A 16,603-nucleotide genomic window follows, 5' to 3' on the forward strand; every position below is an offset into this window, starting at 1 on the left:
GCGGCACTCCCCGGTGGCTTCCGGGGGTTCCAGCAGACGGCAGCGGGGGCGCCCGGTCAAGGGTCGGGACCGCGGGACGTCAGGAGGCGGACGCGCCCGGCGGCAGTGCGGTGTGGATCTCCGAGAGCGCGGAGTTGAAGCGGGTGAGCAGGGAGCAGAAGATGTCGCGCTCGTCCTCGCTCCAGCCGTCGGTGCACAGCGCCATCAGCTCGCGGCGCGACGCGCGCACCTCCTCCAGGCGGGCCTGGCCGCGGGGCGAGAGCTGCAGGACGACTGCGCGGCCGTCCTCGGGGTGCGAGGTGCGCTTGACCAGGCCGGTGTCGACCAGCGGCGCCACCTGGCGGGTGACGGTCGAGGAGTCGATTCCCATGCCCGCGGCGAGCGCCTTGACGCCCATCGGGCCTTCCTGGTCGAGGCGGTTGAGCAGCAGATACGCGGCTCGGTCCATCGTGTTGTGGACCCGGCCGACACCGCCGAGGCGGGTCTGTTCTGCGCGGCGTGCGAAGACGGCCACCTGGTGCTGGAGGGTGTCGAGGACACCGGGGGCGAGTTGGGTCGTCACATCCGGAGAGATGGGCATGGCCTGGGGCTCACTTCGTGCGGCGGGCGGAGGGGACGGCAGAGGCTCTGCAGGGCTGTAGGACAGATTGCGGGACCAGCTGGTTGCTCGCGAATGGGGGACAGAGTACGCGGCCTTTCCCGCGCTCGTACCAGTGCTGCACAAACCGGACGGTAGGCCCGGTTCCGCTCGTCCTCGCAAAGCCTGTGACGTGCATGTTCTGCGAGACTGGCGGTATGGCCCGACGAGTTGGCGGCCCGGGCGGAACGCCCGCTTCCGGCACGTTCCCGGTGACGCTCGGCGATGTGCTCGCTGCGCAGCGGATGCTGGCCGGGGTCTGCCGGACCACGCCCCTCGTGGTCAGCCGCCACCTCTCCGCCGCGGCCGGCACCCCGGTGCGGCTCAAGTGCGAGAACCTGCAGCGGACCGGCTCGTTCAAGGTGCGCGGCGCCTATGTGCGCATCGCGCGGCTGGCGCCGGACGAGCGCGCGGCGGGGGTCGTCGCCGCCAGCGCCGGCAACCACGCCCAGGGCGTCGCCCTCGCCGCCTCGCTGCTCGGCGTGCGGTCCACGGTGTTCATGCCGGAGGGCGCCCCGCTGCCGAAGCTCGCCGCGGCCCGCGCCTACGGGGCCGAAGTCCGGCTGCACGGACGGTCGTTGGACGATGCGCTGGACGCTGCCCGGGCGTATGCGCAGGAGACGGGGGCGGTGCTCGTCCACCCCTATGACCACCCCGACGTCATCGCCGGACAGGGCACGGTCGGCCTGGAGATCCTGGAGCAGTGCCCCGAGGCCGGCACCGTCGTCGTGGGCATGGGCGGCGGCGGGCTGGCGGCCGGAATCGCCGTGGCGGTCAAAGGGTTGCGGCCGGACGTCCGGATCGTGGGCGTCCAGGCGGCGGGCGCCGCCGCCTATCCGCCGTCGCTGGCCGCGGGCCGCCCGGTGACGCTGCGGGCGCCGGTGACGATGGCGGACGGCATCAGGGTCGGGCGCCCCGGGGACGTACCGTTCCGGATCGTCGCACGGCTGGTCGACGAGGTGCGGACGGTCTCCGAGGACGAGCTGGCCGCGGCGCTGCTGCTGTGCCTGGAACGGGCGAAGATGGTGGTCGAGCCGGCCGGGGCGAGCCCGGTTGCGGCGCTGCTGTCGGCGCCCGGCTCCTTCGCCGGGCCGGTCGTGGCGGTGCTGTCCGGCGGCAACGTGGACCCGCTGCTGCTGCAGGCCGTGCTGCGGCACGGCATGGCCGTGGCGGGCCGGTACCTGTCCCTGCGGGTGCGGCTGACGGACCGTCCGGGCGCGCTGGCGGCGCTGCTGGAGGTGCTGTCCGCGGCCGGCGCCAACGTCCTCGACATCAGCCATGTGCGCACCGACCCGCGGCTCGGGCTCGCCGAGGCCGAGGTTGAGCTGCACCTGGAGACGCAGGGGCGCGAGCACTGCGCCGAGTTGGACGCGGCCCTGCGCGACGCAGGGTATCCGGTGCTGCACTGAACGTGTCGGCGGTGACGGGTGCCGGTGGTGTCCGGCGATGCCCGGATTTCGGGCAATGATCCGGAGTGATGCCTTCATAAGGCGAAATGGGCCGGGCGAACCTAAAATCAACTACGTCACCTCAACGGGGAGAAGCTCCATGCAAGGTGCGATACACGCCGAAGGTCTGGTCAAGACCTTCGGTGACGTCAGGGCTCTGGACGGTGTCGATCTCAACGTCCCGGAAGGGACCGTCCTCGGACTGCTCGGCCCCAACGGCGCCGGCAAGACCACCACGGTGCGCGTCCTCACCACCCTCGTCCGGCCCGACAGCGGCTCGGCCGTCGTGGCCGGCCTCGACGTCCTGAAAAAACCCAACGAAGTCCGCCACGCCATCGGCCTGTCCGGCCAATTCGCCGCCGTCGACGAGTATCTGACGGGCCGTGAGAATCTCCGGATGGTCGGCAGGCTCTACCAGATGAGCGCGCGCGACGCCAAGACGAGGGCGGGCGAACTGCTCGAACGCTTCAACCTCGCCGATGCCGCCGACCGCCCCGCCAAGACCTACTCCGGCGGCATGCGCCGCCGCCTCGACCTCGCGGCCGCCCTGGTCGTCAGCCCGCCCGTGATGTTCATGGACGAGCCCACCACCGGACTCGACCCGCGCAACCGGCAGCAACTCTGGGAGGTCATCGAGGAGTTGGTGGCAGGCGGAACGACTCTGCTGCTCACCACCCAGTACCTGGAGGAGGCCGACCGCCTCGCCCACGACATCGCCGTCGTCGACCACGGGCGCGTCATCGCCCGCGGCACCTCCGACCAGCTCAAGGCGCGCACAGGAGGGGAGCGCGTCGAGGTCGTCGTCCACGACCGCGAGCACATCCCCGTCACCGAACAGGTGCTGCACGCCTTCGGCAAGGGCGCCACCGCCGTCGAGGAACACACCCGCAAGGTCACCGTCCCGGTCTCCGGCGGCGCCAAGCTCCTCGCCGAGGTGATCCGCGAACTCGACGGCCGCGGCATCGAGATCGACGACATCGCCCTGCGTCGCCCCACCCTGGACGACGTCTTCATCTCCCTCACCGGGCACACCGCCGAGGAGGCGCAGGACCGCGCGGACCGCGCGCACGAAGCGGACCGCGGGCAGGAAGGGGCCGCGCCATGAGCGCCACCGGCCAGATCGTCCCCAGGAAGGCGGTGCCCAGGGCACGCGGCGGCGTCACCCAGTCCGTCCACGACTCCCTGGTCGTCGCCCAGCGCAACCTGATCCGGATGGCGCGCATCCCCGAGGTCGTCGTCTTCGGACTCGTCCAACCGATCATGTTCGTCGTGCTGTTCAGCTATGTCTTCGGCGGATCGATTGCCGTCGGCGGCAGCACCGACCCGGCCACCTACCGGCAGTTCCTGATGGCGGGCATCTTCGCCCAGACCGTCACCTTCGCCACGGCCGGTGCGGGCGCGGGGATCGCCGACGACATGCACAAGGGCCTCATCGACCGCTTCCGCTCCCTGCCCATGGCCCGGGGCGCGGTGCTCACCGGCCGCACCCTCGCCGACCTCGTGCAGACCGCGCTCACCCTGGTCGTCCTGGCGATCGTCGCCGTGATCGTCGGCTGGCGCATCCACCACGGCGTCCCGGAGGCGCTCGGCGGCTTCGCCCTGCTGCTCCTGCTCGGCTACGCCTTCTCCTGGATCGGCGCACTGATCGGGCTGTCGGTGCGCACCCCGGAGGCGGCGACCTCCGGCGGGCTCATCTGGCTCTTCCCGCTCACCTTCATCTCCAACGCCTTCGTCCCCTCCGACAACATGCCGGTGGTGCTGCGCACCATCGCCGAGTGGAACCCCTTCAGCGCCACCGTGCAGGCGGCGCGGGAGCTCTTCGGGAATCTCCCCGCGGGCTACCCGGTGCCCGGTGCCTGGCCGATGCAGCACCCGGTGTGGGCGTCGCTGATCTGGTCCGTCCTGATCATCGCCGTCTTCCGGACGCTGTCGGTGCGCAAGTACCGCTCCGCGACGGCCTGAACGCGTGCAGGAGCCCCCTCCGGCCGCGGCCGGAGGGGGCTCCACAGGGGTTCGTGCGTACGGAAGGGCTCAGCCCTGGTACGGCTTGGCGTCCAGGATGCGCACCATGGCCTTGCGGCCGTTCGGCAGCTCGTACTCGGCGTCCTCGCCGACCTTCTTGCCGTTCACACCCGAGCCCAGTGGGGACTGCGGGGAGTACGTCTCGATGTCCGCGCTCGCGTACTCGCGGGAGGCGAGCAGGAACTGCAGGGTGTCGTCCGGGTCGCCGTCGAAGGCGATGGTCACGACCATGCCGGGAGCCACGGCGCCGTCGGCGGCCGGAGCCTCGCCGACCTTGGCCGCCTCGAGCAGCTGGGTCAGCTGGCGCACGCGGAGCTCCTGCTTGCCCTGCTCCTCCTTGGCCGCGTGGTAACCGCCGTTCTCGCGCAGGTCACCCTCCTCGCGGGCCGCCGCGATCTTCGCCGCGATCTCGGTGCGAGCGGGACCAGACAGGTACTCCAGCTCAGCCTTGAGCTGGTCGTACGCCTCCTGAGTCAGCCAGGTGACGTTGTCGCTGGTCTGGGTCACAGGTGCTCCTCGTCGGTACTGGGAATGCTGGGATACAGCCGGTGGATACAAATGAACGCCCTACTCAGAAGGGTGCACCTTCAAAGGCGGGCGAAACCACGAGCCTAACAACTCCGCCCGTCAAGGGGGAAGAAGCAAAGGGGAGGAAACGCGCAAGAAACGCGTCAGGGCAGGTCAGTGCCCGGTTACCTGGCGACACCCCTCGAGCTCCGTCGCGGAGGCCCGCTGCGTGGTGCGGAGCGTGACCAGCTCGGTGAAGTGGGTCTCGCGACGGTCCAGGGTGACGTCCTTGCGGGCCACCTCGGTGCCGTCCTCGCCCAGCGAGCGCACCGTGCAGACGCCGGTCGCGTCCTTCTCCTTGCGGATCTCCAGCACCGCCTGCACGGACGAGTCGGAGACCGTCTGCGAGCGGACCAGCTGACCGCTCACATCCGTCTTGGTGATGTAGTGCACACCGGCCCAGCCGACGAAGCCCAGCAGCGCGGCACCCAGCACCGCGCCGGCGATCTTCAGCTTGCGGTCGGCACGCTCGTCCGCCGAGCGGCCGTAGCGGCCCTCGGGCAGCGCTGCACCGTCCGCAGCCATGATCGTTCCTCCTGACGGGACGTACGGGACCGGGGAGGACCCCTCGGGGTTCCGGTTGTGGAACCCGGAATGAATCGCGCCCTCCTTCGGTCACTATAGGAGGCGTCTTAAGAGACCAGTGACTGAGGATCGAGCCTTGACCGAGCAGCTGCGAATGATGGCCGTTCACGCCCACCCCGACGACGAGTCGAGCAAGGGCGCGGCCACGATGGCCAAGTACGTGTCCGAGGGGGTGGACGTACTGGTCGCCACCTGCACAGGCGGTGAGCGCGGCTCCATCCTCAACCCAAAGCTCCAGGGCGACCCGTACATCGAGGAGCACATCCACGAGGTCCGGGCCAAGGAGATGGCCGAGGCCCGCGACATCCTCGGCGTCAAGCAGGAGTGGCTCGGCTTCGTCGACTCCGGCCTGCCCGAGGGCGACCCGCTGCCCCCGCTGCCGGAGGGCTGCTTCGCCCTGCAGGACGTGGACGAGGCGGCCGGCCGCCTCGTCGAACTGATCCGCACCTTCCGTCCGCACGTGATCACCACGTACGACGAGAACGGCGGCTACCCGCACCCCGACCACATCATGACCCACAAGATCTCGATGGTCGCCTTCGAGGCCGCGGGCGACCCCGAGCGCTACCCCGAGGCCGGCGAGCCCTGGCAGCCGCTGAAGCTCTACTACAACCAGGGCTTCAACCGCCCCCGCACCCAGGCGCTGCACGACGCCCTCCTGGAGCGCGGCATGGAGTCCCCCTACGGGGAGTGGCTGGAGCGCTGGGAGTCGATGGGCCGCGAGCGGACCCTGACCACCTACGTGCCCTGCGGCGACTTCTTCGAGATCCGCGACAAGGCGCTGATCGCGCACGCCACCCAGATCGACCCCGACGGCGGCTGGTTCCGGGTCCCGCTGGACCTCCAGCGGGAGATCTGGCCGACCGAGGAATACGAGCTCGCCAAGTCCCTCGTCGACACGTCCCTCCCCGAGGACGACCTCTTCGCGGGCATCCGCAACAATTGAACCCATGATGAGCAACCTGGTGCCGCTCGCCGCCGACCTCGACCAGAACAAGGTCACGCCCGGCGTGCTGGGCTTCATCGTCTTCGCCCTCATCGGCGGCGCGGTGTGGCTGCTGATGAAGAGCATGAACAAGCACATGAAGCGGGTCGACTTCGTCGAGGATCCGGAGGGGGCGGCTGCGGTTCCGGGTGACAAGGGCACGGCCTGATCGGTCCGGCCGTTCGACGGTGCGGGTAGTCCTGGGCCGATCGCGCCCACGCGGCGGAGCCGCTGGGGGTACCTCCTGGGGGCACCCCCAGCGGTAGCTGGGGGAGTGACAGCCCCACGCCCCTTAGGGGGCGTGGGGCGACGTGCTGTGCGCCGGTTGTCCTCCGTGTGTCTCGCAGCGGTTCTTCCGGCGCTGTCAGATGGCTCCCAGGTCGACAGTGACTGAGAAGGGTGCGGCAGCCTTGATCACGCCGGTGAACATCTCGCCGTCCCTGTAGGCCCTGGTGGCGGGATCGAGAACGTAGGTGTAGATGATCGGGACACCGGTAGCGGCCTGCTCGACTCGCCAGTAGAAGGGGATACCGGCCTTCGCGTACTGGTCCACCTTCACGATCCGGTCGGTGGTTTCCGAGCCGGGCGACACGACTTCGACGACCAGGAGTACGTGTTCGGGGCGGGTGGGCGTGAGGTCTATGGTCTCCGCCCGGTAGACAGTCACATCCGGACGGCGGTTGGTCAGGGGAACGTCCTGCAGGCGGACGTCGAAGTCCGTGTCGGCGTTCCAGTCCGGGCCTGCGGCGGCATCCAGAGCATTGGCCAGGATTCGGGCCAGCCGGTTGTGCCGCTTGGACGCGCTCGGGCTCACAACGACCATCCCGTCCACGACCTCAATGCCGGCACACTGCTCCTCGGACCAGGAGTCGTACTGCTCCGCGCTGATCTGCGTATGCATCCACGCGGGCGCCACCATCTCGGCGGTCATGATGACCTCCTTCGAGGAGCCTCGACAGTTCCGGCATGCTGGACTCAGCCTACGGCCCTGTGATGGTCGGGCGGTTCCGGGTGACAAGGGTGCAGGTCGCCCCGGGCCGGTTTCGTAGTTCCCCGCGCCCCGTCCGGGGCGCGCGTACGTCGGCGCGGCGGCGTCCCGTGCGCCAGGATGGACCCATGTCCAACCGCCTGGCGCACGAGACGTCCCCCTATCTTCTCCAGCACGCCGACAATCCCGTCGACTGGTGGCCCTGGTCCCCCGAGGCCTTTGCGGAGGCGCGGCGGCGGGACGTGCCCGTGCTGCTGAGCGTGGGGTATTCGAGCTGCCACTGGTGTCACGTCATGGCCCACGAGTCCTTCGAGGACCCCGCGGTCGCCGCGCTGATCGACGAGCACTTCGTCGCCGTCAAGGTCGACCGCGAGGAGCGGCCCGACGTCGACGCCGTCTATATGGAGGCCGTCCAGGCCGCCACCGGCCAGGGCGGCTGGCCGATGACCGTCTTCCTCACGCCCGAGGCCGAGCCCTTCTACTTCGGCACCTACTTCCCGCCGGCCCCGCGCCACGGCATGCCCGGCTTCCCGCAGGTGCTGGAGGGCGTGCGGGCCGCCTGGCGCGACCGGCGCGACGAGGTGGGCGAGGTCGCGCAGCGCATCGTGCGCGACCTGTCCGCGCGCACCCTCGCCGTCGACACCTCCCGTGCACCCGGCGAGGAGGAGGCGCACGCCGCACTGCTGGGCCTGACCCGCGACTTCGACGCGGTCAACGGCGGCTTCGGCGGAGCACCCAAGTTCCCGCCGTCCATGACGCTGGAGTTCCTGCTGCGCCACCACGCCCGCACCGGCTCGGCGGCCGCCCTGGACATGGTGCAGGCCACCTGCGAGGCCATGGCACGCGGCGGGATCTACGACCAGCTCGGCGGCGGCTTCGCCCGCTACGCGGTGGACGCCACCTGGACGGTGCCGCACTTCGAGAAGATGCTCTACGACAACGCCCTGCTGTGCCGCGTCTACGCACACCTGTGGCGCGCCACCGGGTCCGGCCTCGCCCGGCGCATCGCCCTGGAGACCGCGGACTTCATGATCCGCGAACTGCGCACGGCTCAGGGCGGGTTCGCCTCCGCGCTCGACGCGGACAGCGACGACGGCACGGGCCGGCACGTGGAGGGCGCGTACTACGTGTGGACGCCCGAGCAGCTGCGCGCGGTGCTGGGCGACAAGGACGCGGCCCTGGCCGCCGCCCACTTCGGTGTCACGGAGGAGGGCACCTTCGAGGAGGGGGCCTCCGTGCTCCAACTCCCCGACACCGAGGAGCTCTTCGACGCCGCGCGGCTCGCCTCCGTGCAGGAGCGGCTGCTGGCCGCGCGCGAGGCGCGGCCGCGCCCGGGCCGGGACGACAAGGTGGTGGCCGCCTGGAACGGCCTGGCCGTCGCGGCCCTCGCCGAGTGCGGCGCGTACTTCGACCGCCCCGACCTGGTCCAGGCCGCCACGGACGCGGCCGACCTGCTCGTCCGCACCCATATGGACTGGCAGGCCCGGCTCTTCCGCACCTCGCTGGACGGCACCGCGGGCGGCCACGCGGGCGTCCTGGAGGACTACGCGGACGTCGCCGAAGGCTTCCTCGCCCTGTCCGCGGTGACCGGCGAGGGCGTCTGGGTCGACTTCGCGGGCCTGCTCCTCGACACCGTCCTGGCCCGCTTCACGGCGGAGGACGGGACGCTCCACGACACCGCCGACGACGCCGAGGCGCTCATCCGCCGCCCGCAGGACCCCACCGACAACGCCGTGCCGTCCGGCTGGACGGCCGCGGCCGGGGCGCTCCTGTCCTACGCCGCGTACACCGGCAGTGCACCGCACCGCGAGGCGGCCGAGAAGGCGCTGGGTGTCGTCCGGGGCCTCGCCCCGCGGGCGCCCCGGTTCATCGGCTGGGGCCTGGCGGTGACGGAGGCCCTGCTGGACGGGCCGCGCGAGGTGGCGGTGGTGGGCCCCGGCGACCACCCCGGTACGCGGGAACTCCACCGCACGGCCCTGCTCTCCCCGGCCCCGGGCGCCGTGGTGGCCCTGGGCGAACCGGGCGCGGCCCCGGTGGAGGTGCCGCTCCTGGAGGGGCGGGATCTGCTGGACGGGAGGCCGGCGGCGTACGTGTGCCGGCACTTCACATGCGATGCGCCGACGGCGGACGCGGGTCTGCTGGCGGAGCAGCTGGGGGCCCCGTAGGGGGGCGTCCCTGGAGTCCCCGTGCCCTCACAGCGTCAGCCCGCGCCCCAGCACGTCCAGCGTCCGGTCGATCAGCCCCGCCAAGTCCTCGGTCTGCCCCCGGTCCACCCAGTGCATCATCGCCTCCTGCATCGCCCCCAGCACCGCGGCGATCACGACCCGCACCTCGAGGTCGTCCTCCGGCCTCCCCGTCCGCTCCGCGAGGACCCCGCACAGCATGACCGCCGACTCCGCCTGCCCCTCCGCGGAGCGGCCCCGCAGGGCCGGGACCTCGCGGACCAGCTTGGTGCGCTGCCGCAGTTCGACGATGTCCGTGTCGATGATGTGCTGCAGCGCCTCCCGCACGCCGTGCCGGATCGCCTCGACCGGGGACTCCTCCGCCGGGCGCGCCCGCACGGCCGCCTCCATCACCGGGTCGTACTCGTCGGTGAGGACGATGTCCTCCTTGGTCGGGAAGTAGCGGAAGACCGTGCTGGGCGAGACGTCCGCGGCCTCGGCGATCTGGTCGACCGGCGTGGCGTCGTATCCCTGCTTCTCGAACAGCCGGTAGGCGGCACGCCGGATCGCCTGCCGGGTCTGGATCTTCTTCCGCTCGCGGAGCCCGAGTCCGGGGCCGGGGTGTGCGGGGGAGGAGGTCTGTGCTGAGGCCATGGGTGCATTCTCAGGCATCGGTCATTTCGCCCACCACCGCGTGGTCCGCGGCCGGTTCCGCGGGGCGTCCGCCCGGCAGGCGGACGGCGACGAGGAGGGCGGCGCCGAGCGCCGCGATGCCGCACACCAGCAGGGCCAGGCTCATGCCGTGCAGGTAGGCGGCGTCCGCCGACCGCGCGAGTGCCGTGTCGCCGAGCCGGGCGGCGATCATGTGCGCGCCCTCGACGGAGTCGCGCGCCGCCCCCGCGGCGGCGGGCGGCAGCCCGTCCGTGCCGAGCCTGCCCCGGTAGGCGCCGGCGATCAGGCTGCCCAGCACCGCCACCCCGACGGCGCCGGAGACCTGGCGCAGCGTCATCAGCAGCCCGGAGCCGCTGCCCGCGCGCTCGCGGGGGAGGGTGCCGAGGGCGCCGTCCATGGCGGGGATGATGCCGAAGCCGAATCCGAAGCCGGTGACGGACAGCCACAGGGCCGTGAACCCGTAGCCGTCGTGGAGGTCCGTGCGGCTGCCGAGCAGGGCGGCGAAGGCCATGACGGCCAGGCCGCCGGCGATGACGGTCCGCGGCCCGAACCGGGTGACCAGCGGTGCCGCGGTGCGCGCCGCGACGGTCATTCCGGCCATCATCGGCAGCATTCGCAGTCCGGTGCCGAACGCGTCGTGGCCCAGGACGGCCTGGAGGTAGTGGGGCAGGACGAACAGCAGGCCCGTGAGCGTGAAGGTGATCAGTGCCGCGGCCGCGGTGTTCCAGCGGAAGCCGCGGTGGGCCAGCAGCGTGAGGTCCAGCATCGGCCGGGGCTGCCGGCGTTCGCGCAGGACGAGGGCGGTGAGCAGGACGGCTGCTGCGGCGAAGGCGCCGAGGACGGCGGGTGCGGACCAGCCGCGCGTGGGCCCCTCGACGACGCCGAAGACGAGCGCACCGAGTCCGGTGGTGGTGAGCACGGTCGAGAAGGCGTCGACCCTGGGGGAGGACGGATCGCTGGTCTCGGGGAGCAGGAAGAGGCAGGCCGCGATGCCGATGATCACGAGCGGGACGTTGACCAGGAAGGCCGAGCCCCACCAGTAGTGGTCGAGCAGCCAGCCGCCGATGATCGGGCCCAGCGGCAGGCCGAGGGCGGAGGCGGCGGAGACCGCGCCCACGGCCTTGGTGCGTTCCTCGCCGGGGAAGAGCGAGGGCAGCACGGACAGGGCGAGCGGCATGATCAGCGCCGCGCCGGCGCCGAGGACGGTGCGGGCGGCGATGACCTCCCCGGTGTTCGTCGCGAGCGTGCCGAGCAGGGAACCGGCGAGGAAGATCCCGAGCCCCGTCAGCAGCATGCGGCGGCGGCCGAAGCGGTCGCCGAGGAGCCCGGCGGGGAGCATCAGGGCGGCGAGGACGACGAGGTAGGAGTCGGCTATCCACTCCTGTTCGCCGCTGGTGGCGCCGAGTTGCTCCGTCATGGTCGGCAGGGCGACGGTCAGGATCGTGGTGTCGAAGCCGAGGACGAGCATGCAGGCGACCAGGGCGCCCAGCGCCCACCAGCGCCGGGGATCGGGACGGTCGATCGGGGTGCTCATGGCACACCTCCGGGAGAGAGCCGATGTCAAGTGACAGTAACTCTCAAAAGGTGGAAGGTGTCAATATGGCCGGCGTCCGTCGGGTGATCTTGACGGCGCTCTGATTGTCAGTGGGGTGTGTGACCCTGTGTGCAGGGCAGGGGAACGGTCAGTGAGACCGAAAAGCCTGAAAAGAGGGGGTCGTTGATGGGTGGCGTCGTCTATGCACTGCTCGCGGTGCTGTGTGTCGCGGGATATGTGATCGCCGGCGAGATCGCGGTGCTGGCCGTGGCCGTCGCGGGGATCGGGGGCCTGGCATGGCGAGTGGCCGTGGCTTCGAAGCCACGGCCACTGCGGAGGGTCCGTCGGGGGCGCGGTGCGCGCGGTGCGTCAGGCGTGCGAATAGGCGACGAGTGAAATGCCCACGTAGTGCGTGACGAAGGCGGCCAGGGTGAGCGAGTGGAAGACCTCGTGGAATCCGAACCAACGCGGCGAGGGGTTGGGGCGCTTGATCCCGTAGATCACCCCGCCCGCGCTGTAGAGCAGCCCGCCGACGATCACCAGGACGAGGACGGCGATGCCGCCCTTGCGCAGGAAGTCGGGGAGGAAGAAGACGGCGGCCCAGCCCATGGCGATGTAACAGGGGGTGTAGAGCCAGCGCGGTGCGCCGACCCAGAAGACGCGGAAGGCTATGCCGGCGGCCGCCGCCGCCCAGACCGCCCACAGCAGGATCCGGCCCCTGCTGCCGGGGACCAGCAGCATGGTCAGCGGGGTGTAGGTGCCCGCGATGATCAGGAAGATGTTGGCATGGTCGAGGCGGCGGAGCACGCCCTCGGTGCGCGGACTCCAGTTGCCGCGGTGGTAGAGCGCGCTGATGCCGAAGAGCAGGCATGCGCTCAACACATAGACGGCGCAGGCGATCCGGCCACGGGGACTGTCGGCCAGGGCGGTCAGGAAGACGCCGGACACCAGTACGGCGGGGAACATTCCGGCGTGCAGCCAGCCGCGCAGTCTCGGCTTGCCCTGGGCCGGGATCGAAGCGGAATCCTGCGGGGCGCCGGGGGCAAGGGCGTCGGTGGAGGCGGCGTTCGCGCCACCGGCGAAAGCGGAGGACGCGGTGGGCGCTGCGTCGGGCGCGGGAGTCATGGCCGTCATGCTACCTACGCGACCGTAGGTTACGGATCAGTATCACGTGGCGATGGTCACGGGGACGCCCCCTGGACAGACGGTGAACGGAGTCGGATGATCAAATGAGTGCGGGCGGCACCGGATGAGCGGTCACGAAGCGTCTGGGTCGCAGCCCCCAAGGGGCGACAGTGTGCAAAGGCGGACTTTCCGGCGTTCAGGCCCGAGTCCGTTCCACCCTCAACATCTGACGCCGGGCAGTGTGGACCCGGCGGGACGGAGCGATCGTGGCGCGCATCAGTGCGGCTCCCACCACCCCCACCCACCACCAGGAGCTGCTCTCCTGGGTCGACGAGATCGCCGCCCTCACCCAGCCCGACCGCGTGGTCTGGTGCGACGGCTCGGAAGCGGAATACGAGCGCCTGTGCGGGGAGCTCGTCGAGAAAGGCACCTTCCGGAAGCTCGACCCGGTCAAGCGCCCCAACTCCTACTACGCCGCCTCCGATCCCCGTGACGTGGCGCGCGTCGAGGACCGCACCTTCATCTGCTCCGCGAAGGAGGAGGACGCCGGCCCGACCAACCACTGGAAGGCGCCCGCCGAGATGCGGGAGATCTTCTCCGGGGAGAAGGGCCTGTTCCGCGGCGCCATGCGCGGACGCACCATGTACGTCGTGCCCTTCTGCATGGGCCCGCTCGGCTCGCCGCTGTCCGCGATCGGCGTCGAGATCACCGACTCCGCCTACGTCGCCGTCTCCATGCGCACCATGACCCGCATGGGACAGCCCGTGCTCGACGAGCTCGGCACCGACGGCTTCTTCGTCAAGGCCGTCCACACCCTCGGTGCCCCGCTCGCCGAGGGCGAGCAGGACGTCCCCTGGCCCTGCAACAGCACCAAGTACATCTCGCACTTCCCCGAGGACCGCGAGATCTGGTCCTACGGATCCGGCTACGGCGGCAACGCCCTGCTGGGCAAGAAGTGCTACGCCCTGCGCATCGCCTCCGTCATGGCGCGCGACGAGGGCTGGCTCGCCGAGCACATGCTCATCCTCAAGCTCACCCCGCCCCACGGCGAGGCCAAGTACGTGGCCGCCGCCTTCCCCTCCGCCTGCGGCAAGACCAACCTCGCCATGCTCGAACCCACCATCTCGGGCTGGACGGTGGAGACCATCGGCGACGACATCGCCTGGATGCGCTTCGGCGAGGACGGCCGCCTCTACGCCATCAACCCCGAGGCCGGCTTCTTCGGCGTCGCCCCCGGCACCGGCGAGCACACCAACGCCAATGCCATGAAGACCATGTGGGGCAACTCCGTCTTCACCAATGTCGCCCTCACCGACGACGGCGACGTGTGGTGGGAGGGCATGACCGAGGAGAAGCCCGCCCACCTCACCGACTGGCGCGGCAACGACTGGACGCCGGACAGCGACACGCCCGCCGCCCACCCCAACGCCCGCTTCACCGTGCCGGCTTCGCAGTGCCCGATCATCGCGCCCGAGTGGGAGGACCCCAAGGGCGTGCCGATCTCGGCCATCCTCTTCGGCGGCCGCCGCGCCACCGCCGTCCCGCTGGTGACCGAGTCCCTCAGCTGGCAGCACGGCGTCTTCCTCGGCGCCAACGTCGCCTCCGAGAAGACCGCCGCCGCCGAGGGCAAGGTCGGCGAGCTGCGCCGCGACCCGTTCGCCATGCTGCCGTTCTGCGGCTACAACATGGGCGACTACATGGGCCATTGGATCAAGGTGGGGCAGGGCAGGGACCAGTCGAAGCTCCCCAAGATCTACTACGTCAACTGGTTCCGCAAGGACGCGGACGGCCGCTTCGTGTGGCCGGGCTTCGGCGAGAACAGCCGCGTGCTGAAGTGGATCGTCGACCGCATCGACGGCCGCGCGGAAGGCGTCGGGACGCCGATCGGCATCCTGCCGACGAAGGCCGCCCTCGACACGGCGGGCCTCGACATCTCCGAGGCCGACCTCGACCTGCTCCTCACCGTCGACAAGGACGTCTGGCGCGAGGAGGCGGCGCTGGTGCCGGAGCACCTGAACACCTTCGGTGACCACACGCCGAAGGAGCTGTGGGACGAATACCGGGCGCTGGTACAGCGTTTGGGCTGACGGGTGGGGGTCTGGGGGCAAGCCCCCAGGCCCCGTTGCGAGTTGACTGCGGGCCGGCAGCGGCTGGTCGCGCCCGCGCGGCGGAGCCGCAAATTCAGCAGAGCCCCGCGCCCCTTACGGGGCGTGCGCCCGCATGCGTTCCGCGGCCAGGGCGGCAGCGGCCTCGTCGCCGCGCGACGTGGCCACCACCAGCGCCTGTCCCGCCAGCATGTGTGCGCGCTGATGCAGCGCAGCAACAGGCGTACCGCCCGCCATCGTCGGCACCGCCCGCAACGGCGCGCTTCCGCGCAGCCGTTCCACCTGCCGGGCCAGGCGGCATCCCGCCTCGTCGAGCTCGGCCGCAGGCGCCACGGTTCGGATTTCGTCCGTCACGGTGAGCAGTGCGGTCAGATGCCAGGCCAGCCGCGCGTCCAGTTCTTCCGAGCGGGAGCGGTAGCGGCGGTGAGGGCCGTGCGTATGGACCGACTTCGTGCGGATCGGCTCGTACATGGATGGCCTCCAAAGTTACCTCTGAGGGCCATCCTAACTTAGACGGCGTCTAAAGTTATGTCGCGGTCCAAACGATCAGACCTGTGCGTACCCGTCCAGGAAGGTGCCGATCCGCGTCACCGCGTCCGCCAGATCCTTGGCGTTGGGCAGCGTGACCAGGCGGAAGTGGTCCGGCTCCGGCCAGTTGAAGCCCGTGCCGTGGACGACCATGATCTTCTCGGCGCGGAGCAGGTCCAGTACCATCTGCCGGTCGTCCTTGATCTTGTAGACCTTGGGGTCGAGCCGCGGGAACGCGTACAGCGCACCCTTCGGCTTGACGCAGCTGACGCCCGGGATCTGCGTCAGCAACTCGTGCGCCACGTCGCGCTGTTCCAGCAGCCGGCCGCCCGGCAGCACCAGGTCGTTGATCGACTGCCGGCCGCCGAGGGCCGTGGCCACCGCGTGCTGGGCCGGCATGTTGGCGCACAGCCGCATGTTGGCGAGGATCGTCAGGCCCTCGATATAGCTCTCGGCGTGGGCCTTCGGGCCGCAGACCGCCATCCAGCCGCTGCGGTAACCGGCCACCCGGTAGGCCTTGGAGAGACCGTTGAAGGTGAGGGTCAGCAGGTCGGGGGCGATGGCGGCGGTCGGGGTGTGGGTGACGCCGTCGTAGAGGATCTTGTCGTAGATCTCGTCGGAGCAGACGATCAGGTTGTGCCGGCGGGCGATCTCCGTCAGGCCGCGCAGCATCTCGTCGTCGTAGACCGCACCCGTGGGGTTGTTGGGGTTGATGATGACGAGCGCCTTGGTGCGGTCGGTGACCTTGCGCTCGATGTCCGCCAGGTCCGGCATCCAGTCCGACTGCTCGTCGCAGCGGTAGTGCACGGCCGTACCGCCCGCCAGCGAGACCGAGGCCGTCCACAGCGGGTAGTCCGGGGCCGGCACGAGCACCTCGTCGCCGTCGTCGAGCAGCGCCTGCATCGACATCTGGATCAGCTCGGAGACGCCGTTGCCGAGGTAGACGTCCTCGACGGAGAGCTCGATGCCCTTGGTCTCGTAGTGCTGCACCACCGCGCGCCGGGCGGACAGCAGCCCCTTGGCGTCGCCGTAGCCGTGGGCGTCGCCGACGTTGCGCAGCATGTCCTCGAGGATCTCCGGCGGGCACTCGAACCCGAAGATCGCCGGATTGCCGGTGTTCAGCTTGAGGATGCGCTCTCCTGCTGCCTCCAGCCGCATGGCCTCCTCGAGCACCGGGCCACGGATTTCGTAGCAGACATTGGCGAGCTTCGTTGACTGGATCACCTGCATGACGGCCACCTTAAG

16 protein-coding genes are annotated in these 16,603 nt (G+C 70.7%); 7 read left to right on the forward strand and 9 right to left on the reverse strand.

Going from position 1 to position 16,603, the window contains the following annotated elements; all coding sequences use genetic code 11:
* Positions 1-79 precede the first annotated feature (79 nt).
* On the reverse strand, positions 80-580 hold the full coding sequence (locus HG542_RS10265) for a MarR family winged helix-turn-helix transcriptional regulator (protein ID WP_171079855.1): 501 nt from the start codon (positions 578-580) through the stop codon (positions 80-82).
* A 215-nt stretch (positions 581-795) separates the two neighbouring features.
* Between HG542_RS10265 and ilvA the strand changes: the two genes are divergently transcribed.
* The 3 genes from ilvA to HG542_RS10280 all read left to right on the forward strand — a co-directional run bounded on the left by ilvA (position 796) and on the right by HG542_RS10280 (position 4,047).
* Complete coding sequence (gene ilvA / locus HG542_RS10270; RefSeq protein ID WP_171079857.1) at positions 796-2,046, forward strand: threonine ammonia-lyase; 1,251 nt, start codon at positions 796-798, stop codon at positions 2,044-2,046.
* A 139-nt stretch (positions 2,047-2,185) separates the two neighbouring features.
* A complete protein-coding gene (locus tag HG542_RS10275) occupies positions 2,186-3,190 on the forward strand; it encodes an ATP-binding cassette domain-containing protein (RefSeq protein WP_171079859.1) in 1,005 nt (334 codons plus the stop codon).
* Complete coding sequence (locus HG542_RS10280) at positions 3,187-4,047, forward strand: ABC transporter permease (RefSeq protein WP_171079861.1); 861 nt, start codon at positions 3,187-3,189, stop codon at positions 4,045-4,047. The genes HG542_RS10275 and HG542_RS10280 overlap by 4 nt, the downstream gene beginning before the upstream one ends.
* A gap of 69 nt (positions 4,048-4,116) precedes the next feature.
* Here the strand turns inward: HG542_RS10280 and greA are convergent, their stop codons facing one another.
* Entirely contained in the window at positions 4,117-4,614 is a 498-nt protein-coding gene (greA, locus tag HG542_RS10285) for a transcription elongation factor GreA (protein WP_171079863.1), read from the reverse strand.
* Positions 4,615-4,788: 174 nt separating this feature from the next.
* Positions 4,789-5,199 (reverse strand): DUF4307 domain-containing protein, encoded by a 411-nt coding sequence (locus tag HG542_RS10290; RefSeq protein ID WP_171079865.1) that lies wholly within the window; start codon positions 5,197-5,199, stop codon positions 4,789-4,791.
* A gap of 136 nt (positions 5,200-5,335) precedes the next feature.
* Between HG542_RS10290 and mca the strand changes: the two genes are divergently transcribed.
* Both mca and HG542_RS10300 read left to right on the forward strand, forming a co-directional pair.
* Positions 5,336-6,205, forward strand: coding sequence for a mycothiol conjugate amidase Mca (gene mca / locus HG542_RS10295; RefSeq protein WP_171079866.1), 870 nt, complete (start codon positions 5,336-5,338; stop codon positions 6,203-6,205).
* Between the two features lie 7 nt (positions 6,206-6,212).
* Positions 6,213-6,413, forward strand: a complete 201-nt coding sequence (locus HG542_RS10300) for a hypothetical protein (RefSeq protein WP_171079966.1) — start codon at positions 6,213-6,215, stop codon at positions 6,411-6,413.
* A 195-nt stretch (positions 6,414-6,608) separates the two neighbouring features.
* Here the strand turns inward: HG542_RS10300 and HG542_RS10305 are convergent, their stop codons facing one another.
* Positions 6,609-7,175, reverse strand: a complete 567-nt coding sequence (locus HG542_RS10305; RefSeq protein ID WP_171079868.1) for a Uma2 family endonuclease — start codon at positions 7,173-7,175, stop codon at positions 6,609-6,611.
* A 185-nt stretch (positions 7,176-7,360) separates the two neighbouring features.
* Between HG542_RS10305 and HG542_RS10310 the strand changes: the two genes are divergently transcribed.
* Positions 7,361-9,397: a thioredoxin domain-containing protein gene (locus HG542_RS10310; protein ID WP_171079870.1), complete on the forward strand. Its 2,037-nt coding sequence runs from the start codon at positions 7,361-7,363 to the stop codon at positions 9,395-9,397.
* Between the two features lie 27 nt (positions 9,398-9,424).
* Here the strand turns inward: HG542_RS10310 and HG542_RS10315 are convergent, their stop codons facing one another.
* The 3 genes from HG542_RS10315 to trhA all read right to left on the reverse strand — a co-directional run bounded on the left by HG542_RS10315 (position 9,425) and on the right by trhA (position 12,734).
* Positions 9,425-10,048, reverse strand: a complete 624-nt coding sequence (locus HG542_RS10315; protein ID WP_171079872.1) for a TetR/AcrR family transcriptional regulator — start codon at positions 10,046-10,048, stop codon at positions 9,425-9,427.
* A gap of 10 nt (positions 10,049-10,058) precedes the next feature.
* Complete coding sequence (locus HG542_RS10320; RefSeq protein WP_171079874.1) at positions 10,059-11,600, reverse strand: MFS transporter; 1,542 nt, start codon at positions 11,598-11,600, stop codon at positions 10,059-10,061.
* A 369-nt stretch (positions 11,601-11,969) separates the two neighbouring features.
* Complete coding sequence (gene trhA, locus HG542_RS10325; protein ID WP_171079875.1) at positions 11,970-12,734, reverse strand: PAQR family membrane homeostasis protein TrhA; 765 nt, start codon at positions 12,732-12,734, stop codon at positions 11,970-11,972.
* Between the two features lie 257 nt (positions 12,735-12,991).
* Between trhA and HG542_RS10330 the strand changes: the two genes are divergently transcribed.
* Positions 12,992-14,812 (forward strand): phosphoenolpyruvate carboxykinase (GTP), encoded by a 1,821-nt coding sequence (locus HG542_RS10330; RefSeq protein ID WP_171079877.1) that lies wholly within the window; start codon positions 12,992-12,994, stop codon positions 14,810-14,812.
* A 114-nt stretch (positions 14,813-14,926) separates the two neighbouring features.
* Here the strand turns inward: HG542_RS10330 and HG542_RS10335 are convergent, their stop codons facing one another.
* Both HG542_RS10335 and HG542_RS10340 read right to left on the reverse strand, forming a co-directional pair.
* Positions 14,927-15,301 carry an SCO4983 family protein gene (locus HG542_RS10335; RefSeq protein WP_171079879.1) on the reverse strand — a complete coding sequence of 125 codons (375 nt, stop codon included), beginning with the start codon at positions 15,299-15,301 and terminating at the stop codon, positions 14,927-14,929.
* Between the two features lie 75 nt (positions 15,302-15,376).
* Positions 15,377-16,588 carry a pyridoxal phosphate-dependent aminotransferase gene (locus HG542_RS10340; protein WP_171079881.1) on the reverse strand — a complete coding sequence of 404 codons (1,212 nt, stop codon included), beginning with the start codon at positions 16,586-16,588 and terminating at the stop codon, positions 15,377-15,379.
* Between the last annotated feature and the right edge of the window lie 15 nt (positions 16,589-16,603).

It is taken from the genome of Streptomyces morookaense (assembly GCF_013030945.1).
GTDB classification, from domain to species: Bacteria; Actinomycetota; Actinomycetes; order Streptomycetales; family Streptomycetaceae; genus Streptomyces; species Streptomyces morookaensis.

Coding starts and splice junctions, on each gene's coding strand:
- HG542_RS10340 (WP_171079881.1), bottom strand. CDS start 16,588: ATGCAGGTGATCCAGTCAACGAAGCTCGCCAATGTCTGCTACGAAATC.
- HG542_RS10265 (WP_171079855.1), bottom strand. CDS start 580: ATGCCCATCTCTCCGGATGTGACGACCCAACTCGCCCCCGGTGTCCTC.
- HG542_RS10320 (WP_171079874.1), bottom strand. CDS start 11,600: ATGAGCACCCCGATCGACCGTCCCGATCCCCGGCGCTGGTGGGCGCTG.
- ilvA (WP_171079857.1), top strand. CDS start 796: ATGGCCCGACGAGTTGGCGGCCCGGGCGGAACGCCCGCTTCCGGCACG.
- trhA (WP_171079875.1), bottom strand. CDS start 12,734: ATGACGGCCATGACTCCCGCGCCCGACGCAGCGCCCACCGCGTCCTCC.
- HG542_RS10275 (WP_171079859.1), top strand. CDS start 2,186: ATGCAAGGTGCGATACACGCCGAAGGTCTGGTCAAGACCTTCGGTGAC.
- HG542_RS10310 (WP_171079870.1), top strand. CDS start 7,361: ATGTCCAACCGCCTGGCGCACGAGACGTCCCCCTATCTTCTCCAGCAC.
- HG542_RS10300 (WP_171079966.1), top strand. CDS start 6,213: ATGAGCAACCTGGTGCCGCTCGCCGCCGACCTCGACCAGAACAAGGTC.
- HG542_RS10290 (WP_171079865.1), bottom strand. CDS start 5,199: ATGGCTGCGGACGGTGCAGCGCTGCCCGAGGGCCGCTACGGCCGCTCG.
- HG542_RS10335 (WP_171079879.1), bottom strand. CDS start 15,301: ATGTACGAGCCGATCCGCACGAAGTCGGTCCATACGCACGGCCCTCAC.
- HG542_RS10280 (WP_171079861.1), top strand. CDS start 3,187: ATGAGCGCCACCGGCCAGATCGTCCCCAGGAAGGCGGTGCCCAGGGCA.
- HG542_RS10305 (WP_171079868.1), bottom strand. CDS start 7,175: ATGACCGCCGAGATGGTGGCGCCCGCGTGGATGCATACGCAGATCAGC.
- HG542_RS10315 (WP_171079872.1), bottom strand. CDS start 10,048: ATGGCCTCAGCACAGACCTCCTCCCCCGCACACCCCGGCCCCGGACTC.